Here is a 22,471-nt window from a genome sequence, read left to right on the forward strand (position 1 = left end):
ATAGCCACAAAGGGATAACGTCGCTATTAAAATGCGCTTGAAGCTCCCCTAACGAACACATTTCATACCTACCTAAACCTAGGCGCTTGCCTAACAACTGACTTAGCGCGCCGCTTCCTTCTCAGCGTTCAATATTCCCGTCAAAATCCGCAATCGGCCTGATTAAAAGTACTTAAATTCTTGTTGTTGGAATATCCACCTTGAAGTCGGTCTGAGCTATTACGAGATTTTAAATACGGATGTAGTTATAAATTTGTTGAAAGTGCGGTCAGCTGCATTTTGTTGAAAGTGAGTTTCGTTGCAAAAGATGGTGAAAAAGACTTTGTAAAAGAATTTTGAAAACGAATGTGTATAACAGACCCTTTAGGTTAAGCGCTGTGATGGGGTAAGCAGTAATAGGGTCTGAGTACTTTTTGCGGCAACCGTCTCGCCTATTAAAAAGCATTCTGGCCCTTTTTATTAATAATCCTTTTAATTTAGAATGTAAATTGTACTGTATATTTATACATGATATAAACACTAAGATAATTTAAAAACTAAATAACGGATACACACGTGTTGTTTCATCATTTCTGACAGAATCGACTGCCTTTGTGTATTTGCTTAGGGAAGTAATAATCTGCGATGCATGACAAACTGATTCAAAAACTCGAAATCCTCTCAGATGCAGCTAAGTACGACGCATCATGTGCAAGCGGTACGGCCGGTAAACGCAAGGCTGGGAAAGCTGATAAAACGGGCATTGGTTCGCTTACTGGCGGTACAGGAATATGCCACAGTTTTACCCCTGATGGGCGCTGTGTCTCTTTACTAAAGATACTAATGACGAACTACTGTATTTACGATTGTCACTATTGTATCAATAGAGTATCAAGCAGTGTACAACGTGCTCGTTTCACTGTGAGAGAAACGGTAGATTTGACACTGAATTTTTATAAGCGCAACTACATCGAAGGCTTGTTTCTTAGCTCAGGTATCGTCGGTTCCCCAGACCTTACAATGGAAAGCATGGTGCGTATTGCAAAGTCGTTACGTATCGATCACGGGTTCAAGGGGTATATACACCTTAAAACAATTCCCAATGCCTCGCCTGAACTACAGGCTGAAGCGGGTTTATATGCCGATAGGCTAAGCATTAATGTAGAAATGCCGATACAGCCTTCATTAAATAAATACGCGCCAGAAAAAGACCTCGGCGCTATCCATAGCTCGATGAATACTCTAAAAGACAAAATAGCCGAGCATAAAGTAGACAAAACGCATACCGGTAAACGTCCTCCTCGCTTTGCCCCTGGTGGACAGTCTACTCAAATGATCATAGGGGCCGATGGCTCAAACGATAAAGTCATTTTGGGAACAAGTGTTAAACTTTATAGCCAACAAAAGCTACGCCGCGTTTATTACTCTGCGTTCTCGCCAATACCAGATGCGTCTGAGGTTTTACCACTCAAGCCAGCGCCTTTGATCCGCGAGCACCGTCTTTATCAGGCTGATTGGCTATTGCGTTTTTATGGCTTTAATCTTGATGAAATCTTGCACGATGACATGCTTGATATGGACCATGACCCTAAACTCGCGTGGGCATTGCGCAATCGTCATGTATTCCCAATTGATTTGAATAAAGCCGACAAACTGATGTTGTTACGAGTACCAGGTCTTGGTGCGCGCACCGTACAAAAAATTGTAGCGATCCGCCGTTATACAAAGCTTAACTGGATGGATCTCACTAAAATGCGTTTGCCATTACAAAAGCTAAAACCGTTTATTACTGTGAATGATTACTCACCTGCAATTCACTTACTCGATAGCAATAATTTTGAGCTGCAGTTCAAACAGCCGAAACAGTTTGAGCTCTTCGGCGCCTAAATGAAGTAGCCTCAACATGAAAACAATTACCATCACTTCCGTGCCCGGATATAACGAGTGGCGCAAAGCATCAAGAGAATGTTTAGCGCAATCTATTTTCCCTGAAAATATTATTTGGCAAACGTCAGAGTCCATACAGGACGACTTGTTTGGGCATCATGAAGAGAGTATTGCGGCCCCTAAAGGGCAGATGAAACACACTATTCCCAAGTCAATACTAATGCTTTTTAAATATGCGCTGTGTCATCGAGATGCTAGCCGCTTCGCACTGTGTTATCGCGTTTTATGGCGCGTTATTTTCGAGAACAAAAACCTTATTCAGTTAAAAACTGACGAAGATATAATGCAGCTTGTTACTTTAGCTAAAGCGGTAAAACGTGATGCATACAAAATGAGTGCTTTTTTGAGGTTTAGAGAAGTTGCGCTTGACGGACAAGAGCACTTTATCGCTTGGTATGAACCTGAGCATTTCAGCTTGGAGGTTAAACTCGACTTCTTCCAAACTCGCTTTAAAAATATGCGCTGGTCGATACTGACGCCTTATCGGGCTGCTCATTGGGACACTGAAAAGTTAGTGTTAGAAGATAATCCCGACCCGAGTGTATGCCCTGATGACGACCGTATCGAAAAATATTGGCTCACTTATTACACTAATATATTTAATCCCGCCCGCATCAAAAAGAGCGCGATGCTAAGCTCAATGCCCAAAAAGTACTGGAAGAACATGCCTGAAACAGCACTAATCGACGATATGATAAAACAATCGGACGCGAGAGCCCGCAAAATGATAACAGATGGGAATAAACGCTAATTTCGATGATATAAAGACACCCTCGATATAAAGACGCCCATAATAAGGATGGTCAATTTTAAGCCTAAACGACACTCGATTTATGTCTCACAGCAAACACATTCCCTACACATCTTGTAGCCTAGCTTCTTACCTAAAGGCTGACCTTAAACGCCGTTTTTTTCCTCAAGGCACAGTATTCCAGTAAAAATCCTCAATTGACCTGACTTAAAGACCACAACTATTCTGGTAGGAAACTCCACCTTGAAGTAGGTAAGGTTTAATAAGTAGTTTTAACTATGGATGTCTTTGTCAGTTGTTTGCAAGTTGATCAAGAGAAGAGAGCCCTTACTTGAGAAATATTTACAATTTTACCCGTAAGATAGTTAGCGAATTTTGCTATTGCAATTGTGATGGCGCAAAAACACGCTTTTCTTTTTCGTTGTGATCAGTCTACAAGCTGTATTACGACTGCAACTCAAACAATAACGTCAGAAATTGACAAAGTAGGTCTATGGTTTGCAAGAAATATTAACTCACAATCTGAAGGGGTACATTATGAGCAACAAAAAATTTATCACGAACGTAGGTATTGGACTTGCCGCCGCATCGGCAGGGATTATAGCAAGAAAAACGCTACAAAAATCGTGGGAAAAGGTGACTAACGAACCCGCCCCGAAAGACAAGGAAAGTGAAAACACTGACCTTAAAGAGGCTGTAACGTGGGCAGTAGTGTCAGGCATTGGTGCTGGTATTGCTAGAATGGCCGTTCAATATGTAATTGATAAACGCCAGTCAAAATAACACTTTAAAATTGATAGCGTTTAAAAGTTGAAGAAGGACGATTTAAAGGCACCCGAGATAAAAATCGTCAATTTTTAGGGCTAAACCACATTCAATTTATGTATCATAACAAGCACTTTCCCTACATATTTTGTGCTTAGCCCCTTGCCTAAAAGCCGACCTTAAACGCCGTTTCCTTCCTCAACGCTCAACATTCCAGTGAAAATCCTCGATCGGCCTGACCTTAAGAAGGTCAACTCCTCGTGTAGGAAGCTCCATCTTGCAGAAGGAGAAAATCAGTAGATAATTTTAGTGATGGGTGCTTGTATATTTTTATGAACAATAAGGTTAAGTTTAATATTCAAGCAAGAGAGAAAATAAATTAAAACTTAAGGAACAGCTTTAAACGCTGATAACAAGGAAGCCAATGAAACTTAAATTAGCTTTAGAAAATTGCTATGGAATAAATCAGTTAAATAGAGAATTTGATTTCACAAAATCAGTAAGTAACGTTGGTGTTAATTCACTCTATGCGCCAAACGGCACGCTAAAAACATCACTTGCTAAAACCTTTATCGATGTGGTCAACGGAAAAGAAACCAAAGATTTGATCTTTCCTAAGCGTGTGACTAAAAGAAATATCACTATTGATAATGTGGCTATCACTCCTGAGCAAATCATGGTGATAGAGTCATACAATGAAAGTTATAGCTCTAAGCAAGTTTCAACACTGTTAGTAAACGATACGCTAAAGCAACAATACGATACAGCGTTAAAAGAAGTTGACCAAAAGCGCACAGCGCTAGTTAAAGCAATAGCGAAGCCAGCAGGTAAAAAAGGCGTTGCTATCAATGCTTTTCCTAAATTAATTTGTGAAACTTTTGGGAAGCCTGAAAAGACATTCTTAGAGTTACTAGCAGAGTTACAGCAAGAAACAGTGCCGGACTACAGTTACTATACCGCTTATAAGTTTGCAGACCTATTTAACGATAAGGTATTAGCGGTAATCGCTGAAGGTGACTTTGCCAAAGAGTTATCAGATTACGTTGATACTTACGATAAATTAATTGACCAATCAACAGTGTTAACAAAAAGCTTCAATCATCAAAAAGCCGGTACAGTTTCCAAAAACCTTGGCGAGGCGGACTTTTTTAAGGCGAAACATAGTGTCAATATATCAGTAGATGGTAAGCCTCAATTGGCTGAAGATTTAGAACAACTAAATGCAATATTACAAGCTGAACAAGAGAAAGTACTCAATAGCGATGACCTAAAACAACAATTTGCAAAAATAGACGATAAGTTAAAAACAAAAGATACTGCTGCTTTTAGAGATTTTATTACTGAAAACCCAGCGTTGCTCGCTGACTATCAAGATATCCCTCAATTTAAAAAAACGGTTATTAAAAGCTACCTACAAGCGCATCAAAGTTTATGGGATGACTTAGTCACAACCTACCAAAATAACCAAGCTGTGGTTGAAGGTATTATTCAACAAGCTAAAGCCGAACAAACAACCTGGGCAGCTGTAGTTAATACGTTTAACGAACGTTTTACCGTGCCATTTAAACTAAGCGTAAACAATCAAGATGACGTTATTTTAAATAACCAGGCTCCAACAATTCAGTTTGAATTTAATGATGGACGTAGCGCTCCTGAAATAGTCAACCAAGAAAGCTTAATTGAAGCGCTTAGCCAAGGTGAAAAACGCGCATTATACATTCTGAATGTGCTATTTGAGGTCGAGGTTAAAAAGCAGCAAGCAATGCCAACGATTATCGTCATTGACGATATTGCAGATTCATTCGATTATAAAAACAAATACGCTATTGTCGAATATTTACAAGACATTGCTGGAATAGATATCTTTCACTTATTTTCACTGACTCACAATTTTGATTTTCACCGAATAATCAGTAGCAGAGTGGGCGTTAAACGCAAAAATAGATTAATGGCAACGCGTTGTGTTGATACAACTGACATTTCCCAAGAAAGATATCAAAATGATGTTTTTGCCGCTTGGAAACAAGAGCTAGCAGGTAATGTTGGATATTTATTAGCAAGTATTCCATTTGCACGAAATATAGCTGAATACTGCGGTCATCAGGCGCACTACACAAAGTTAACCTCTCTATTACACATAAAACCGGATACTACCGATATTAAGGTATCCGATCTTGAAAATATCTATAAAGCCATCTTTGCAGACCAACAAGGCTTAGTATTACCAAATCAAGAAAATATATTAAAAGACATGATTTATGCTAAAAGCGAAGAGTTACTGCAAGGTAATACCGATGCTATAGAGTTAGAAAATAAGGTGATATTAGCCATCTCTATTCGCCTAAAAGCTGAAGAATTTATTATCAGCCAAATAAACGATAGTGTTTTCGTTTTGGGTATCACCAAAGATCAAACTAGAAAGCTATTCAATAGGTATTGTGATTTATTTTCAAGCGAGTTAACAATTCAGGCGTTACTTGATCAGGTAAACCTAATGACGCCTGAGAATATTCATCTTAACTCATTCATGTACGAACCCATTTTAGATATGTCTGCTCATAGGCTTTACAAGCTGTATGCAGATATCAAACGATTATCAGATACCAAATAAAGCAATAAACATGAAAAAAATGGAACAGATAAGCAAGCAATCAGCTGAATCTAAAAGCCTTGCTATGATCGATGCCAACATTGACCTATCAAAACAGATATCCCCTGATGTATTCCCGAATTCAGATAATAAGTGCACCACTCATGGTTAATTGGGGATAGACGAACAACTGCCTGTTGGTGGTATTCTTAAGTCGCCAAACAAAAAGAGTATCACCATGAGTTACAAGCAGTTGATCGAAGCAGAATAAATGGGGTCAGAGTCATTTTAAAATACTGACCCTAAACTTGTCATAAAAGCCTGTTTAACTCTTCTACGAAATCCTGAAAATCTTAACTTAAGAAAAAGAAACACCTTCTTGTATGGCAAAGCCATGCTTTTGATGTACCGCGACTCCAATTTTCCAGATTTTAGGCAGACTTGCCAGATGCTCTGACATGGACGTCAGGGCAAGGCGAACCGCTTTACATGGATGTTACCTTTCGCCGCTCTGGCATTGAAGTCTATTATAAATATGAATTGAAAATTGGCTGGAGCGCGGCTTCTTTTGCCTACTTTTCTTAGCTGTAGAAGAAAAGTAGGTCTCCCAGCATGGATGCTGGGAGAAAAAAGCCATGGATGGCGGTAAGCGAAGCGCATGCTTTTAAGCGTAGCGCCCCTACTCTTCTATATACGTCTCAATACTTGGACAAGAACAAATCAAATTACGGTCCCCGAACACATCATCAATACGGTTAACCGAGGGCCAGAATTTGTTTTTCGCGACGCTGGCGACTGGATAGGCCGCTGTGTGGCGATCGTAGCTGCGATCCCAGTTGGCGTCGCAGATATCATCTAGGGTGTGCGGTGCGTTGTGTAATGGGTTGTCTGTGGCACCCCACTCACCTGATTCGACTTTTGCTGCCTCGGCACGTATACAAACCATGGCTTCAATGAAGCGGTCTAGCTCGACTTTGGCTTCTGATTCCGTTGGCTCGATCATCAGCGTACCCGCTACTGGGAAGCTCATGGTCGGTGCGTGGAAGCCGTAATCGTTTAGGCGCTTGGCGATATCGACTTCGGTGACGCCTGATGCTTCTTTGATGGGGCGCAAGTCGATAATACATTCGTGTGCTACGCGGCCATTTCGCCCGCGATACAAGACGTTGTAGTGGCCGTCTAGCTTATTGGCGATGTAGTTGGCGTTTAAAATTGCTACTTCAGTGGCTTTTTTAAGCCCTGCACTGCCCATCATTTTGATGTACATGTAGCTGATGGGCAAAATAGATGCACTGCCCCAAGGCGCTGCGGATACCGCGCCATTGCCGGCACTGGTGTTACCGGTGTCGATCACTTTATGGTTCGGTAAGAACGGCGCTAAATGGGATTTAACCCCGATTGGCCCCATACCTGGGCCGCCGCCACCGTGTGGAATACAGAAGGTTTTGTGCAAGTTCAAGTGCGATACATCTGAGCCAATGTAGCCAGGTGAGGTAATGCCTACCTGTGCGTTCATGTTGGCACCATCAAGATACACCTGACCACCAAACTCGTGCACTATGTCGCACATTTCTTTGATGGTTTCTTCGTACACACCGTGGGTAGATGGGTAGGTAATCATGGCGCAAGACAGGTTGTCTGCTACTTCTGCGGCTTTCTTGCGTAAATCGGCTAAGTCGACGTTGCCGTTTTTATCACAGTTCACCACCACCACTTTCAGGCTGACCATTTGCGCTGACGCTGGGTTAGTGCCGTGTGCAGAGCTTGGAATAAGGCAAATATTACGATGCCCTTCGTTGCGGCTTTCATGGTAACGCTGAATAGCGATAAGACCAGCGTATTCGCCCTGTGCACCTGAGTTGGGCTGCATTGAAAGCGCATCGTAACCTGTGATATCTAGCAACCATTCGCTTAATTCGCTGAGCATTTGGCTGTAGCCTTGTGCTTGCTCAATAGGCGCGAACGGGTGCAATTTACCAAACTCAGGCCACGTCACTGGTATCATTTCAGCGGTGGCATTCAATTTCATGGTGCACGAGCCTAGGCTTATCATCGAATGATTAAGCGCTAAATCTTTGTCTTCTAGTGATTTGATATAACGCAGCATTTCAGTTTCTGACTGGTAGCTGTTGAACACTTCGTGGGTCAAAATGTCGCTGGTGCGCACTAAATCAGCCGGAATGGACTGACTGCCTTTCGCCACAATTTGCTGATCAAGTTGGTTAATGTCTAAACCGTGATCGTCGCCTAACAACACGTTGAACAAGTTTTGTAGGTCATCCCGGGTGGTGGTTTCATCAAGGCTGATACCCACAGCGCAGTCTAAATCACTACGTAAATTCATTTGCGCGGCATGAGCTGCAGCCACGATCGCGTCTTTTTTGTCGCCAACATTCACGGTAATGGTGTCGAACCACGTACTGTTGGCCAGACTCACGCCTTTGTCGGCATGTTGAGTAATACCGGCAGCAAGAATGTCTGCAAAGCGGTGAATACGTGACGCAATGGTTTTTAAGCCATCTGGACCGTGGTACACAGCGTAGAACGATGCCATGTTGGCCAACAACACCTGAGCAGTACAAATGTTTGAGTTGGCCTTTTCACGGCGGATATGTTGCTCACGCGTTTGCAGTGCCATACGTAAGGCTGGGCGACCACGCGTATCTTTTGACACACCAATAATACGCCCAGGTAAGGAGCGCTTGTAGGCATCTCGCGTGGCGAAAAATGCAGCGTGCGGCCCGCCGTAGCCCATAGGTACGCCAAAACGTTGAGCAGAGCCTAACACGACGTCTGCACCCATTTCACTTGGCGCTTTAAGTAGCACCAAACTCATGATATCAGCCGATACCGCGACTATGCCTTTGTTTGCTTGTACTTGGGCGATGATGTCGGTTAGGTCATTTACTGCCCCTGTGGTGCCTGGGTATTGTAACAAGGCACCGAATACATCATGGCTGGCTGCATCTGCCGCTTTGCCCACAACGACGTCAAAACCGAACATATCCGCACGGGTTTGAATAACATCAAAGGTTTGCGGGTGTACATCGTCGGCCACAAAGAACAGATTTGATTTTTTGTTTTTCGATACGCGTTTAGCAAGGCCCATGGCCTCAGCTGCAGCGGTAGCTTCATCTAGCAATGAAGCAGAGGCAAGCTCCATTCCAGTTAAATCAATGGTCACTTGCTGAAAGTTAAGCAGCGCTTGCAAACGCCCTTGGGCGATTTCCGGCTGATAAGGTGTGTACGCTGTGTACCAACCTGGGTTTTCTAGCACGTTACGTAAAATAACGTTCGGGGTTAGGGTATCGCTGTAACCCATACCAATGTAAGAACGGTTTACTTGGTTCTTGCTGGCCACGGTTTTCAAATAGGCCAAGGCTTGTGCCTCAGTTTGGCTTTCACCCACGTTTAGGCTTTCTGGCAAACGAATACCTTCAGGTACGGTTTGCTGCATTAAATCGTTCAACGAGTCGGCACCAACACATTCCAACATGTCAGCCATTTCAGCTTCACTTGGGCCAATATGGCGGCGAATAAAATCTTGCGTTTGCTCTAACTGCGAAAGGGAAAAATTAGCATGTGGCATAACTGGCTTACCGATTCCTTAAAACGTGAGTGGCCTAAATCAAAGCAAACAACTTTGATTTAAGTAATATATTTGGTGGTACAAGGGACAGTGTTAGCCTATGTTGCCGTTGGCAAGGCACTAACTCTGCTTAGAAACATGAAAAACAACCGTCGTTAAAACAACAAAGAGCAACACTAGGTTGCTCTTTGTATTAACGAATACTTATTCTTCTTCGATGCTGTTTTCGTAACCTTCAGCGTCAAGCAGGCCTTCAACTTCATCTGCATCGTCTGCTTTGATGCGGAACAACCAACCGTCGCCGTATGGGTCAGAGTTAACTAGCTCTGGGCTGTCTTCTAGGTCTTCATTTACGCCAACAATTTCGCCGCCAATTGGCGCGTAAACGTCTGATGCCGCTTTTACTGATTCCGCAACAGCGATGTCGTCGCCCGCACTGACGGTCGCGCCAACGTCAGGTAATTCAACAAATACCATATCGCCCAAAAGCTCTTGGGCATGCTCGCTGATACCGACAGTAAACGTACCGTCGCCTTCAGGGCGAACCCATTCGTGAGTAGTGGCATAACGTAGATCTGAAGGGATATTGCTCATAGTTGTTCCTAAATATTGAAGTCGTTAGCTCAAGCTCGGCAGCAACAAAGTACTGCCGCACCAGTTGATTTCTTATAAAACGCTTTTGCCATTTCGCACAAAGCTGGGTTTAACCACATTTACTGTAACCCACTTTTTACGCATTTCCACCTGTGCGGTATCACCTACTGATGCAGGCACACGCGCCATGGCAATACTGTGCCCTAATGTGGGTGAGAACGTACCTGAGGTGATAATGCCCTCGCCGCCTTCCACTTGTACGGCTTGGCCGTGACGAAGTACGCCTTTTTCAGTGAGCACTAAGCCCACTAGTTTGTTGGTACCGGCTGCTTTTTGTGCTTCTAGGGCTTTACGGCCGACAAAGTTACGCTCTGCTGGCTCCCATGTGATGGTCCAGCCCATGTTGGCTGCAAGGGGTGAAATGGTTTCATCCATATCTTGGCCATAAAGGTTCATGCCTGCTTCTAAGCGCAAGGTATCGCGCGCGCCTAAACCACAAGGAGCAACGCCTGCATCTAATAGCTTTTGCCAAAAGTCAGCGGCTTGCTCGTTAGGCACCATAATTTCGTAACCTGCTTCGCCTGTGTAACCTGTGGTCGCAATGAACAAATCTTCAGCCTGCACACCAAAAAACGGCTTCATGCCTGCTACGGCTTCATTTTGAGCTGATGAAAACAAGGTTGCGGCTTTCTCTTTGGCTTGGGGGCCTTGTACGGCGATCATGGCGAACTCTGGGCGTTCGGTAATAGTGACGTCAAAGCCTTCTGCTTGCGCGTTCAACCAATCCATGTCTTTTTGGCGCGTGGCTGAGTTAACGACTAAGCGGTAGTTGGTGGTTTCAAAGTGATACACAATCAAGTCATCTACCACGCCGCCTTCTTCGTTAAGCATACCGCTGTAAAGGGCCTTGCCACGCTCTTTCAATTTCGCTACGTCGTTAGCTAATAAGTGACGAAGGTAGTCTTGAGCTTGCTCGCCAACCACATCAACAATGGTCATGTGAGATACGTCAAACATACCGGCAGTGCGGCGCACAGCGTGATGCTCTTCTATTTGTGAGCCGTAGTTGATCGGCATTTCCCAGCCGTGAAAATCAACCATCTTAGCGCCTGATTCCAGATGCTTACTGTGCAAAACCGTTTTATTTGGCATGTGACTTATCTTTTTGATTAACGTGATTGCCAGTATAGGTAGCTGGTTTGGTCACAACAAATTGAAAATATTTATGCTTACATTAACATTCCTTATCTATACAATTAGTTTCATCAGGTTAGCTAATCTATGTGGTGAATAATGAAACAACTTTCGTTAGATAACTTACGCACTTTTGTGACCGTGATTGATTTAGGCGGTTACGCCAAAGCCGGTGAGTACCTTGGGCGCTCGCAACCCGCCATTAGCCTACAAATAAAGCGTTTGGAATCACAGCTTAATAAACGCTTGTTCAGTAAAGCGGGGCAGCGCCACGAAGTGAACCATGACGGGCTGAATTTGTACCATCAAGCGAAGAACATGTTGGCGATTAACGATGAAATATTCCGCCAATTTGAACCCGCATCGATTCGCGGCCGATTGCGCTTGGGGATACCCAGCGAGTTTGCGACCACTCTACTTCCCAGCATTGTGGGTGAATTCAGTAAATTATACCCAGATGTGTCGTTAGAGGTGACTTCAGCGTTAAGCAAGTCGTTACTCAGTGAAAATCAGCGCCAAGACTTTGATTTGATCATGGCATTGTTGCCTCATAACCAAACGGTTGATGGCGAATTACTGCTGGATGATGACTTGGTGTGGGTTGGCAATCGAAACCAAAACTTTACCAATAACACCTTGAGTTTGGTGCTCGCGCCTGATGGCTGCATGTATCGAAGTCGCGTTATTCAAGCGCTAAAACAGCAAACTACTCAGTGGCGTATTACCTACACTAACGCAGATTTAGCCGGTATTACCGCTGCGATAAACCAAGGTTTGGGCATAACCGCACTGGCGCGAAGTAGTGTGCCGAAAGAGTTGAATATTATTCGCCATGAAATGCTACCCGATTTAGGCAAAATTCGTATTGCGCTGTTCAATCAAGCACAACGCTATTGGCAAGCAAGCGATAAATTGGCTGAGTTTATAAAGTCGCGTTTAGGCGAAATGTAATCAGGGAAAATACTGGGGCTAGAGGCCAAGTTTAGGTTTGGGGTTAGGTCTAGGTTTAGGTTTAAAAGAAGTTAAATGCATGAACGAGCAACGAAGCGTATGGAGGTTATATTGGCAAAGAGCCTGACTTAGTAGCTGAAGAAAATGGGATTATTGATGGCAATTGCTCGTTAAATGGCACATGCGCGTTAAAAAGAAGGCTTTGTGTAAAAGAGATTATCTAAAAAGGAGTGCTACCGAGCTTCAAGTCAGCCGGTTAAAATCAGAGGCGGAACGTTTAGGATAATATAAAAACGTTTACGCCCCAGAGCGCAATAAAAACATACCGACACAGGCGACTAACAACACGACTGAAAAAACCTCGCGATTATATTTTCCGTGGTAATAAGCTTTACGGCGATCTTTCAATGCCTGATATACACCCGATTCGTCATGCTCTGACTTTCTATCGTACATACCGTGCTTCATTCTATTATCCTCTGCATTATCTGCTCATAATATATTTATCGGCGTTATGGTAAAAAAATAAACCGTCAAACCGAAAATATATCAATCTATGTATATTGGATAATATAATACCCTTTTAGTTCAATTTCATCTTTTTTTACGAAATATTAACAACTTAACGTGATGAATAGTTCTAAAACGGACTAAGCAATGACTGTTTTAGCTGGCATTTACCGTACGAAACGGAGTTGCCATTAATCGTCAGACTTTAAACGCACATAAGTTCTGTATTTCTTTTTTAGCAGTTTATCTATGTAACGGGTCAATTTGATCTTGTGACTAATGGCGTCATCTAATGCATCAGTTAATTCAGTGAGCATGGTCTTGTAATACGTCACATCTTTTAGCACATCAGGTCTGGTTTCGCCTGAGGCTGATGTTGATGGTGCCGCAGCGGGCTGGCCATCACTTGGCGCCTGCTCTGGGGCTTGTTCTTCTGGCACCTTGTTCTCTGGTAGAAACATTTCATCGGCGACTTCTTTCACTACCGCTTCTACGGCATCTTCGTCAAACGTTTCGAGCTCTTCAAGGAATCCATACAGTAGGATGCGGTCCATCAGGGTATTAATTTTACGAGGCACCCCACGGGTGAACACAAATATTTTGCTGTAGGCATCGCTTGAGAATAACGTTTTTCCGCTATAGCCAGCGTGATGCAATCGATACTCTATATAGGCTTGGCACTCGTCTTCTGTTAACGGGGATAAATGACAAGAGGCCACAATACGCTGACGAAACTGTTCCATATTCGGCGCGCGCAATATGGGTTGTAATTCTTCTTGGCCCAATAAGAAACTTTGCAGCAGCGGCTTACCGTTCTTTTGATAATTCGACAACATGCGTAATTCTTCGATGGTTTCTAAGGGCAAGTTTTGCGCTTCGTCCACCAGCAATAAGGCGCGTTTTCCTTGTTGGTGCAACTGAGTAAGGAAGAGTTCTAAGTCCCCTAAAATGTCGGATTTAGTGCTGCCTTTGACGGGAATTTCAAACTTACTGGCGACCATTTTCACTAGTTCGTCAGGGGTCAATTTGGGCGTCACAATTTGCGCCGCCACAATGCCGGCCTCCATGGCATCCAGTAAGCTATTGGCAATAGTGGTTTTACCTGTGCCAATGTCACCTGTGATAACGATAAACCCTTCAGCTTGTGACAAACCGTACTGTAGATATGACATAGCTCGCTTATGCCATTTACTCGCAAAAAAGAAGCTAGGGTCAGGCGTGAGCTGAAAAGGCTTTGAATTTAATCCGTAATAATTTTCGTACATAAAAGCGCTGGGTCCGTTGGGCAAATCGCACTAGCAAATATCATCTAAGCTTAAGCTATCAGGGTAAGACTTAGCAACGCCTATACAGATAAAGGCTTAGAAAGTTATGCGCCTGGTATGAAAAGTGTGCCTGCCAATACAGTCAGCACACGGTTGTTAAACACGATTGAAAGCTAAACACGGTTGTTAAACACGGTTGCTACACCACGTAATAATAAATTGAGAAAAAGTGGCAAATACACCCAGCCGTCACAAACACATGCCATATCGGATGGGTATAACGAATTTTCTTCGCCACGTAAAATATCACCCCAATGCTATAACAAAGGCCGCCCGCAATCAGTAGCCAAAGCCCTTCAGTGGGCAGCGACATATACAAAGGGTAAATAAAGAAGACTGCTAACCAGCCCATTAATAAATAGGTTGCGACAGATATTTTTGGGAATCGCCCTGCGGCTAAACACTTAAAGCCAACACCAATAGCGGCTAAGGCCCATATGAGCGAGATACCAATAACCCCCACCCAGCCACCAACAGCAAGCAACATAAAGGGTGTATAGGTGCCTGCAATTAATAAGTAAATAGCACTGTGATCAATCACTTTTAACACGGACTTCGCTTTGGGGTTTGAAAATGCGTGATACAAAGTAGAAGAGAGAAACATCGCTATCATCGATGCCCCATAAATTAACGCAGCCACTTGCGCCAAGGTATCAGCGGCGCGAGATAATAAGAACACCAAGCCAACGATAGACGCGATACATCCTATGCCATGGCTGAGCGCATTTAGCCACTCCTCCACTATTGTGTACGGCTTTAGATGAATTGTGGGTGGCACCTGTTGTTGCATGCAAAAACCTCAAGCGTTAAATGACCAAACAATAGTAGTGTTTCAGCGAACACTTGTACACTGAAGAGTCTGTTAGGTGTCATTTAGTTCAAATATCCTGGCGCGATGGCCAAATTATCGACTTTGTTTAAGGTAAAACGATTCTGTAACCACAACTGATATTCTGCGCCTTCAAGTACACCACGCTCAGTGCAATCAACGTTCCAGCGCCTAAGCAGATACCCGGCCATTGCGGCCCGTACATTGATCAATAGTTGGCTGTTTTCCATGCCGTAATCCATTTCAATCGCCGTGGCATATTTAACGTTCTTGGGGTGAGGCACAAGTTGCAGAGGAATGAGGCGCTGCCATTCTTGGTCAGCCAATGCCTGCTCGTCCTCTTTACCGGCTTCTTTTATCGTTACTTTACTGATGCGGGTTAACACAAAATCTCGAAAACTTTGGCTTTTACGATCAAAAGCGCGTACATGCCAGCGCAGGCCATTATCGACAATAGAGTGTGGTACTAACTCTCTGGCACCTGAGCCACTTGAAAGTGAGGTATAAATCACACTGACTGCTTTTTTGTTCAAAATGGCTTGCACTAAACGCGCAACAATAAAGATATTGGGTACATTGAGGTTTGATGGCGACTCTACTGGGTAGTGCACATCCCCTATTCCATCAAACCCATCGGATATGTTGTTAGCCATTTTCACTAACGTTCGCGTGGCGTCATGTTCAAATACCGGCTGAAACTGTTCGGTTTGCACATAGCGTTTTTCAATACTGTGGTAGCGCATATTCTTAGGGGCAAGTTCTTTATAAATATTGAAATCCCGAGAGCCTGCTGACAAACCCACTTCGAATCGGCTTATGAGATCTTGGCGATATATCGCGCCTTTAAAAAGTAAACAAAAATCGATGTAAGCAAGTCGTTGTTTTTGGGCAAAACCGAGTTGTTCTAGCATATGTCTTCAAACTGAATGTAGTGTGCCCACAATATGGTTTATTTTAAATCGGTTGTAAAGAAGCCGTAGAATTTAAGACCTAACAGAAAACAAGCCCCTAGGCGCGCAGCTTGCTACGACCTAGGGGTGTCCACTCGAATCAGATTAGGAATGTGCCGGGGTAGATGCTGATTCAGTATCGGGTTTGGCCCTAAGCCCTAATAAGGTCAGTAGGTTAATGATGCCTCGCTTAGCGTCTATTTGAATCATCAGTAAACCAGGGATCAAGATAAGGGTAATAACAGTGGCAAACAAGATCCCGTAACCGAGCGACGCCGCGGCCGGAATCAAAAATTGCGCCTGCATGGATGTTTCCCCCAACAAAGGCACCAAACCGGCGTAGGTAGTCACCGAGGTGAGTAGCACGGCTCGTAAACGACTGGTGCAAGACGCTACAATTGCATCATGCACGCTTAAGCCTTCTTCTTTAACCAATTCGTTAAAACGCGAGACCAGCAGCAAGCTGTCGTTCACCACCACCCCACTTAAGGCAAGAATACCGTTTAGTGACAATATGCTAATGGTTAAGTCATTCCACCAATGACCAAGTATCGCCCCTACAATACCAAAAGGGATCGCCACCATGATCAGCATGGGTTGAATATACGATTTGAGCGGTATCGCCAAAAGCACATAAATGACCAACAATGCCGCAATGAACATAGTACTCATGGAACTGGTAGTTTCGCTTTGCTGCTCTGCTTCACCGGCAAAATACACGTTTAAGTTTGGGAATTGAGCGGTTAATTCCGGTACTAAATCACGGCGTAAGTTATCCACTAACACATTCGATGCGATGACATTCTTGTCCACTTGGGCGCTTAAATAAATAGCCCGTAAACCGTCGATGCGGGTAATTTCGTCCTGCTGATATTCACTGCTTATGGTGGCGACATTCACTAAGGGCACAACAGTGCCATCCGGTAAACGAATGCGCGACTGCATGATGTCGGCTGGGGTTTGACGAGCATTCTCTGGGTAACGCACCCTCACCTTCACTTCATCTTTATCACGTTGGTAACGCTGTACTATCGCACCACCGAAGGCTTGCAATACCTGCTGCGACAAGCTGGCGGTGTCCATGCCTAGTGCTCGGCCTTGCGCATTCAGAGTGAACTTTAACTGTGGCTGACCGGGATTGAAGTTATCGTCAATGCCATTCACCCCTGGGGTGATTTCAAGGCGCTCTTTGAATAATGCACCTGCCGCCATAACGGTCTCGTCATCCCACGCTTTGAGCTCAACCTTAAAGTTATCAACCATCTTGCGGGTGGCTAGAATTTGCAGCTTTTTGCTGCCCTGGGGAGTGCCGGATAAACGCTGCCACTCTTTGGCGAACTCACTGGCGCTAAATGCGCCGCCACTGATCAATTCAACCGTTACACTACCACTGGTATCACCGCTGCTAACGACCTGCAAACTAGTGATTTCGCTTTCTTGGCTATCAAGTTTAGCCATCAGGTTTTTCTCGGCTTGTAGCGCCGTTTTTTCAAGCATAAACAAATTAGTGTTGGTTTGACCAAACGCCGCATCATTTTGCATGACTAAATCTGCGCTGACTGTATCCCCAGGAATACTTGGAAAGAAGCCGACCTTAACAGCCCCTGTCATCGGCATGCCAATCACCAAAATCAAAAAGGCAATAAACCCTGCCACCACGGCATAGCGAAAACGCAATGAATACTCGATGACCTTGCGATAAATAGTGTCACTAAACCAATTTAAACCGTAATCGGCGCCGTGCTGCACTTTGGACCACAAACCACTGAGGCCTGCTTTTACTTGGCGCTCGGTATCAATGTGCGCTAAGTGCGAAGGCAAGATGAGTTTCGACTCGACCACTGAAAGCAGCAAACAGATCGTCACCACGGTGGCAAACTGAGCGTAAATTTGCCCTAACGGCCCTGATACATTCGATAACGCCATGAAGGCAGCTACCGTGGTGAGCACACCAAATATGGTCGGTACGGCTACTTTCATTGTGCCTAAAATGGTGTTGTTGAGACTGTCGCCGTGCTGCCTGCGCGTGCTGTACACACTCTCACCAACCACAACAGCATCGTCGACCACTATGCCTAGTGCCATAATGAAGCCAAAGGTGGTCATTTCATTGATGGTCAGCCCAGCGTAGGTGTCAGTCATAAAATACAAGGTGCCGAAAAATACAAACGGCAAGCCACCCGCCACCCAAAGTGCCACTCGTACGTTCAAAAATATGGCCAAAATAACGAATACCATCATGATGCCTGTAACCGCATTTTTGGTCAGCAACGACAGGCGCTCGGTGATCATGGTGCTTTTGTCGTACCAACTAGTGAGTTCAACGTTTTGTGGCAATAACCCGCGCTCGTGCCAATTGTCGATCACGCTGTGCGCTTGCTCAACAATGGCGGTAATATCGCTGTTGTCGTCCATTAATATTTCAATGGCCACCGCGTTTTGTTGGTTGTATCGCCCTAATGAGTTTGCGTCTTCAGCAAAGGTATCCGTCACCTTAGCGACGTCACCCATTTTTATTTGCGCGCCGCTTGGTGTGGTTAACAATACAATATTGGCAAAGTCGCTTTGCCAATAAGCCTGATTAGCGGCTTTCAAGCGAATAATTTTGCTACTGTCACGCAAGCTCGTTGACAACGGGCTTGAAGATTCTTGATTGATCACATCACTAATGTCGCTGATGGTTAGGCCATACGCCTGCAATTTCCCTTCGTCTATTTCCACTGACATCATGGGGTCTAGCACCCCCTTTTGTTCAACATCGCTGATGCCGGACTGAGCGAGTAAATCCGCTTTAAGTAGCTCCCCTAGGGTTTGTAAAGTATGACGGTCGGTATCGCCAAATAGCTGTATCGTTAAGGCGTGATCTTGGCGTCTGGATTTATCGATGACCGGCTGCTCTGCATCTGCAGGGAAGTTATTGATGGCATCCACTTGGTTTTTAACGTCTGTGAGTAATTCATCGAGCGAATAATCAGTTTTCTTCTCGATACTCACGTGGCTCCCGGTGGCGTCAGAGGTTGAGGTAATGCGCTTGATGCCAGGCACGGTTTCCAGCGCCTCTTCTATTTTTAGCGCTATGCCCTCTTCGGCTTGTAATGCGTCACCGCTGTCGTACGTCACAGAGACTGATATTTTGTCTGGTTCAAGACTGGGAAAAGCCTCTTTGCGTAAAGTTGAAAGAGACATAACCCCCATCACAATCACACTGACCAGTAACAAGTTAGCCGCCACTGAGTTATTAGCAAACCAAGCGATAATGCCGTGCAACGGATTGTTATTACCCGATGATGAAGGCAATTGATGCTGACTCATAACGTCTGCTCCTTGTTCATCGCTGAAGGCTTATCTACCGCTGAAGGCTTCTCCGTCGCTGATTGCTTGCTTTCTACCGCTAACGGCTTCTCCGCCGCTGAAGGCTCAACCAAAGGCGTGACCTGCATGCCGGCTAGATAGCTTACCAACGGGCGAGTCACCACCTTGGCTTCGCTAACGCCATCAATAGGCTTGATGTAGACGTATTCACCCCGCTCGAAGATTTTATCAGCCATCACATTAACTAAAATATTTTGCTCATTTACAAACCAGACTTGTCCATTTTGAGAGACCGCAGAAGCAGGCAACTTCAACACGTTACTCAGTGTTTTACCTGTAATTTCAGCTGATAAAAACGTTCCAGGCAGCAAAGGAGTCGCCTGTTCAAAGGGCTTGTCTAGGGCCACGATCACGTTGCGCTGACGGGAGTTAGCATCTAAATGCTGTTCGAAACGGGCAATATAGCCTGTCCAACGTGTGCCCGTGGTCACATCTTGCAAAGTGACAGGCGCAGCCAATTCACGGCCTAAATTTTGCCACTGGGCTAAAGATAAAGGCACGGCTATTTCCACTTTATCCGTGCTGTTAAGTGTGGCGATGGTATCGCCAATATTTACGTAGCTGCCTAAATCGATATCTCGGCTTAAAATAACGCCGTCAAAGGCGGCTGATATATGCGTATTTCTTTCATCGCGCTGGGCCGTTTTTAATGCAAACATGGCGTTATCAGCATTGGCCTGGGCTGCCTCTAGTTGTAACGTGCGATATACCAAGGGTGAACTTGGCGCTTGGGTAACGCCTGAACGCTGCCATTCACGTTTGGCTTGTGTCCCTAAATCTTTTTCTTCCTGTAAAGCAAGTTCCGCCTCTGCCAGTGTGGCTTTCGCACTAGCCAGCGCTTGGGCGTATTGGGTGCTGTCAAGCGTAGCTAACACGGTGCCTTTTTCGACGATATTGCCTGTGGCGAACTGTGAACTCATGTCAATCACTTCGCCTTGCACCTGCGCTTTTAGCGTGAGTGCCCAGTGAGCTTGTGCTTCACCGTGCCCGGTGACATAGGCCTGATAATGACCGGGGGTGGCGAGCACCACGGATACGTTTGGTGCGCTAACCTTCGTCTCTGCTGGGCGCGGCGCATTAGCGCTCTCGGCCATTTTGTAGCCGTTATACATAATGGCTAAACCAATACACACGACTGCAACAACAGTGACCAGGATTGGGGTTGGCGAAATTTTCATGAAGATACTCCAAGGCCCAGTGCGAGGCCTAAATCAATGCGATTGGTTTGTAGGGTGTAATTAAGTTGTGCTAGTTGAGCTTGCAGGTCATACACAGTTTGTTGCACTGTGAGTAAGTCTAAAATGTCGACTAAACCTTGCTGGTATTTGCTTTGATAGTTACTGAAGCTGCGCTGGGCGCTTTGCAATGCACTGTTGATTTGCGCTTGCTGGGTCTTAAGGGATTGCTCTTGACCTAAGGCATTTTCTACTTCGTTAACGGCCGTTAATAGTGTGTCTTGATAGTTCCAAAATGCCTGTTCGGCATTGAGTTTTGCGATATCAATTTGAGCACGAAGTGCGCCCCCTTGAAATAACGGTGCGCTTAAATTACCCAATAACGTCCACAACGGACTCTTCAGTAAGGCTTCGCTGGGTGTATTGGCTAAATCGCTCAGTGATGCCGATAAAGTAACTGACGGTAATAGGGCTTTATAAGATACATCCACCAAATATCGCTTTGCTTCAATTTGATAAAACGCACTTTGTAGATCAGGACGACGAGACAAATCTTGTACAGGGAGGTTAGCCAAGGGTTGCAGCACATTAGGCATTGTTGATGAGACGAAGAGATCGTCCAACGTATCAACCCCCAATAGCACTTCAATAGCGCGTTTTGACTGAGCAATTTGTTCAACGTAATCAGCGATGGTTGCCCTCGTTGAAGCCGTGCTGGTGCTAGCCGTATCAAGCGCTTCTAAATCACCTAACCCAAGTTGATAACGCTCGATTATGCTTTGCTCGTTGTTTTCGAGCATCACTAAGCGCTGCTGTTCAATATCGAGTAGGTCTTGGCGTAAAATGATGTTCAGATAAGTGCGTATGACACTGGCCACCAGCGTATCGCGCGCACCTTGATAATCCGCTTGAGTACTTGCAATAGTCATGTCTTGAGCCGAAACGCTGTCAGCATTTTTTTGCCATACGTCGGCTTCCCAGCTCACACCTAACGATGATGAATATTGCGTACCTTCATCTTCGCTGCGCTGAGCGTTAACGTCTGCATTCACATTAAACCATTGGTTCGCCGCCGTGACTTGACGTTGTGCATAAGCCAATTTCAAGGCCACCCGCATTTGGTTATAAGATGGGTTATTCGCCAATGCTTGGGCAATAATCGGCTTAAGTTCGTCAATGCTAATCAGATCGGTTAGATAAGTAACCTGCTGTGCATTTTGCTGAGTGTATTGCCACTGCTCGTGCTGTTTAAGCAGTTGCTCAGTATCTTTGGCTTTGTAGCTAGGTTGACTGCTGCACGCGGCCAACCCGCAGGTAACGGCGATTAATAGCATCGCCATAGGCTTGTAGAGGTACATGATTTAACCGTATTGACGTCATCGAATGCGCGAAGGGTAATCAGCCATGGGTTAAGGCGAGGTTAAATTTACAGCCATCGCGTGAGACTTTACGTTAATTTACATTGTCCTGCGTCATGGGCTTTGGGCTTTGGGCTTTGGGCCACACGATTTGTTTTTTTGTTTTATGGTTGGCGTTTATATGTGAAACTTTACCGTTTTCATATTCAGGATGTCATACGCGACGTGCAACCTTGGTTTCTGTACATCATTGAAAACAAATATCAGCATTATTACACTGGCATTTGTAAGGACTTGAGCAAGCGTTTTGCTCAGCATAATAGTAGCGGCCCGCTGTGCGCAAAAGCCTTGCGAGGTAAAGGCCCACTGAAGATGATTTACGCCGTTGAGTTAGTTGATCACTCTGATGCATTAAAAATGGAACTGTGGGTAAAAAAACTTACGAAAGCGAAAAAAGTACAGTTAGTCAGTGGTAGGCTGGTTAGCCCGTTTGAGACTGACGCTGCACCTCTCGCGACCGTTGATAAGACTGAGTGTTAGCGTTTATATTATCCGAAAAGTAATGTCGTCATTACGGATCCCCAAATAGGCC

Annotated in this window: 17 protein-coding genes; 7 read left to right on the forward strand and 10 right to left on the reverse strand. The window is 44.7% G+C overall.

Going from position 1 to position 22,471, the window contains the following annotated elements; genetic code table 11:
• Positions 1 to 624: 624 nt before the first annotated feature.
• From AC0VYA_RS18100 to AC0VYA_RS18120, 5 genes are all read left to right on the forward strand, one after another.
• On the forward strand, positions 625 to 1,866 hold the full coding sequence (locus AC0VYA_RS18100) for a putative DNA modification/repair radical SAM protein (RefSeq protein WP_475489197.1): 1,242 nt from the start codon (positions 625 to 627) through the stop codon (positions 1,864 to 1,866).
• 16 nt (positions 1,867 to 1,882) lie between these two features.
• Positions 1,883 to 2,677, forward strand: coding sequence for a TIGR03915 family putative DNA repair protein (locus AC0VYA_RS18105; protein ID WP_475489198.1), 795 nt, complete (start codon positions 1,883 to 1,885; stop codon positions 2,675 to 2,677).
• A 537-nt stretch (positions 2,678 to 3,214) separates the two neighbouring features.
• Positions 3,215 to 3,460 carry a DUF4235 domain-containing protein gene (locus tag AC0VYA_RS18110; RefSeq protein WP_475489199.1) on the forward strand — a complete coding sequence of 82 codons (246 nt, stop codon included), beginning with the start codon at positions 3,215 to 3,217 and terminating at the stop codon, positions 3,458 to 3,460.
• A gap of 406 nt (positions 3,461 to 3,866) precedes the next feature.
• Positions 3,867 to 6,053, forward strand: a complete 2,187-nt coding sequence (locus tag AC0VYA_RS18115; protein ID WP_475489200.1) for a hypothetical protein — start codon at positions 3,867 to 3,869, stop codon at positions 6,051 to 6,053.
• 10 nt (positions 6,054 to 6,063) lie between these two features.
• Positions 6,064 to 6,204 carry a hypothetical protein gene (locus AC0VYA_RS18120; protein WP_157043428.1) on the forward strand — a complete coding sequence of 47 codons (141 nt, stop codon included), beginning with the start codon at positions 6,064 to 6,066 and terminating at the stop codon, positions 6,202 to 6,204.
• Positions 6,205 to 6,711: 507 nt separating this feature from the next.
• On the opposite strand, the gene gcvP is transcribed toward AC0VYA_RS18120, so the two are convergent.
• The 3 genes from gcvP to gcvT all read right to left on the reverse strand — a co-directional run bounded on the left by gcvP (position 6,712) and on the right by gcvT (position 11,367).
• Complete coding sequence (gcvP, locus tag AC0VYA_RS18125) at positions 6,712 to 9,621, reverse strand: aminomethyl-transferring glycine dehydrogenase (RefSeq protein WP_475489201.1); 2,910 nt, start codon at positions 9,619 to 9,621, stop codon at positions 6,712 to 6,714.
• 204 nt (positions 9,622 to 9,825) lie between these two features.
• The gene (gene gcvH, locus AC0VYA_RS18130) at positions 9,826 to 10,215 is read right to left on the reverse strand and encodes a glycine cleavage system protein GcvH (protein ID WP_011576318.1); all 390 of its coding nucleotides are present in this window, start codon (positions 10,213 to 10,215) and stop codon (positions 9,826 to 9,828) included.
• 72 nt (positions 10,216 to 10,287) lie between these two features.
• Positions 10,288 to 11,367 (reverse strand): glycine cleavage system aminomethyltransferase GcvT, encoded by a 1,080-nt coding sequence (gene gcvT, locus AC0VYA_RS18135; RefSeq protein ID WP_475489202.1) that lies wholly within the window; start codon positions 11,365 to 11,367, stop codon positions 10,288 to 10,290.
• Between the two features lie 141 nt (positions 11,368 to 11,508).
• On the opposite strand from gcvT, the gene AC0VYA_RS18140 reads away from it, so the two are divergent.
• Positions 11,509 to 12,360, forward strand: coding sequence for a LysR family transcriptional regulator (locus AC0VYA_RS18140; protein WP_011576320.1), 852 nt, complete (start codon positions 11,509 to 11,511; stop codon positions 12,358 to 12,360).
• Between the two features lie 297 nt (positions 12,361 to 12,657).
• Here AC0VYA_RS18140 and AC0VYA_RS18145 read toward each other — a convergent pair whose 3' ends face one another.
• The 7 genes from AC0VYA_RS18145 to AC0VYA_RS18175 all read right to left on the reverse strand — a co-directional run bounded on the left by AC0VYA_RS18145 (position 12,658) and on the right by AC0VYA_RS18175 (position 21,879).
• Positions 12,658 to 12,828, reverse strand: a complete 171-nt coding sequence (locus AC0VYA_RS18145; RefSeq protein ID WP_198136251.1) for a hypothetical protein — start codon at positions 12,826 to 12,828, stop codon at positions 12,658 to 12,660.
• A gap of 233 nt (positions 12,829 to 13,061) precedes the next feature.
• On the reverse strand, positions 13,062 to 14,135 hold the full coding sequence (locus AC0VYA_RS18150; RefSeq protein ID WP_011576321.1) for an XrtA/PEP-CTERM system-associated ATPase: 1,074 nt from the start codon (positions 14,133 to 14,135) through the stop codon (positions 13,062 to 13,064).
• Between the two features lie 199 nt (positions 14,136 to 14,334).
• Positions 14,335 to 14,985, reverse strand: a complete 651-nt coding sequence (trhA, locus tag AC0VYA_RS18155) for a PAQR family membrane homeostasis protein TrhA (protein WP_473476019.1) — start codon at positions 14,983 to 14,985, stop codon at positions 14,335 to 14,337.
• Positions 14,986 to 15,068: 83 nt separating this feature from the next.
• Complete coding sequence (locus tag AC0VYA_RS18160) at positions 15,069 to 15,935, reverse strand: WYL domain-containing protein (RefSeq protein WP_011576323.1); 867 nt, start codon at positions 15,933 to 15,935, stop codon at positions 15,069 to 15,071.
• Between the two features lie 144 nt (positions 15,936 to 16,079).
• Positions 16,080 to 19,286 carry an efflux RND transporter permease subunit gene (locus tag AC0VYA_RS18165; RefSeq protein WP_475489203.1) on the reverse strand — a complete coding sequence of 1,069 codons (3,207 nt, stop codon included), beginning with the start codon at positions 19,284 to 19,286 and terminating at the stop codon, positions 16,080 to 16,082.
• Positions 19,283 to 20,524: an efflux RND transporter periplasmic adaptor subunit gene (locus AC0VYA_RS18170; RefSeq protein WP_475489204.1), complete on the reverse strand. Its 1,242-nt coding sequence runs from the start codon at positions 20,522 to 20,524 to the stop codon at positions 19,283 to 19,285. Before AC0VYA_RS18170 ends, AC0VYA_RS18165 begins: the two co-directional genes overlap by 4 nt.
• Positions 20,521 to 21,879 carry a TolC family protein gene (locus AC0VYA_RS18175; RefSeq protein WP_475489205.1) on the reverse strand — a complete coding sequence of 453 codons (1,359 nt, stop codon included), beginning with the start codon at positions 21,877 to 21,879 and terminating at the stop codon, positions 20,521 to 20,523. The genes AC0VYA_RS18170 and AC0VYA_RS18175 overlap by 4 nt, the downstream gene beginning before the upstream one ends.
• A gap of 225 nt (positions 21,880 to 22,104) precedes the next feature.
• Here AC0VYA_RS18175 and AC0VYA_RS18180 point away from each other — a divergent pair, with 225 nt between their 5' ends.
• Positions 22,105 to 22,419, forward strand: a complete 315-nt coding sequence (locus AC0VYA_RS18180) for a GIY-YIG nuclease family protein (RefSeq protein WP_475491093.1) — start codon at positions 22,105 to 22,107, stop codon at positions 22,417 to 22,419.
• Positions 22,420 to 22,471: the final 52 nt, after the last annotated feature.

This window comes from Paraglaciecola sp. QJM3NY_14, from assembly GCF_056173245.1.

Coding starts and splice junctions, on each gene's coding strand:
- AC0VYA_RS18100 (WP_475489197.1), top strand. CDS start 625: ATGCATGACAAACTGATTCAAAAACTCGAAATCCTCTCAGATGCAGCT.
- AC0VYA_RS18105 (WP_475489198.1), top strand. CDS start 1,883: ATGAAAACAATTACCATCACTTCCGTGCCCGGATATAACGAGTGGCGC.
- AC0VYA_RS18110 (WP_475489199.1), top strand. CDS start 3,215: ATGAGCAACAAAAAATTTATCACGAACGTAGGTATTGGACTTGCCGCC.
- AC0VYA_RS18115 (WP_475489200.1), top strand. CDS start 3,867: ATGAAACTTAAATTAGCTTTAGAAAATTGCTATGGAATAAATCAGTTA.
- AC0VYA_RS18120 (WP_157043428.1), top strand. CDS start 6,064: ATGAAAAAAATGGAACAGATAAGCAAGCAATCAGCTGAATCTAAAAGC.
- gcvP (WP_475489201.1), bottom strand. CDS start 9,621: ATGCCACATGCTAATTTTTCCCTTTCGCAGTTAGAGCAAACGCAAGAT.
- gcvH (WP_011576318.1), bottom strand. CDS start 10,215: ATGAGCAATATCCCTTCAGATCTACGTTATGCCACTACTCACGAATGG.
- gcvT (WP_475489202.1), bottom strand. CDS start 11,367: ATGCCAAATAAAACGGTTTTGCACAGTAAGCATCTGGAATCAGGCGCT.
- AC0VYA_RS18140 (WP_011576320.1), top strand. CDS start 11,509: ATGAAACAACTTTCGTTAGATAACTTACGCACTTTTGTGACCGTGATT.
- AC0VYA_RS18145 (WP_198136251.1), bottom strand. CDS start 12,828: ATGAAGCACGGTATGTACGATAGAAAGTCAGAGCATGACGAATCGGGT.
- AC0VYA_RS18150 (WP_011576321.1), bottom strand. CDS start 14,135: ATGTACGAAAATTATTACGGATTAAATTCAAAGCCTTTTCAGCTCACG.
- trhA (WP_473476019.1), bottom strand. CDS start 14,985: ATGCAACAACAGGTGCCACCCACAATTCATCTAAAGCCGTACACAATA.
- AC0VYA_RS18160 (WP_011576323.1), bottom strand. CDS start 15,935: ATGCTAGAACAACTCGGTTTTGCCCAAAAACAACGACTTGCTTACATC.
- AC0VYA_RS18165 (WP_475489203.1), bottom strand. CDS start 19,286: ATGAGTCAGCATCAATTGCCTTCATCATCGGGTAATAACAATCCGTTG.
- AC0VYA_RS18170 (WP_475489204.1), bottom strand. CDS start 20,524: ATGAAAATTTCGCCAACCCCAATCCTGGTCACTGTTGTTGCAGTCGTG.
- AC0VYA_RS18175 (WP_475489205.1), bottom strand. CDS start 21,879: ATGTACCTCTACAAGCCTATGGCGATGCTATTAATCGCCGTTACCTGC.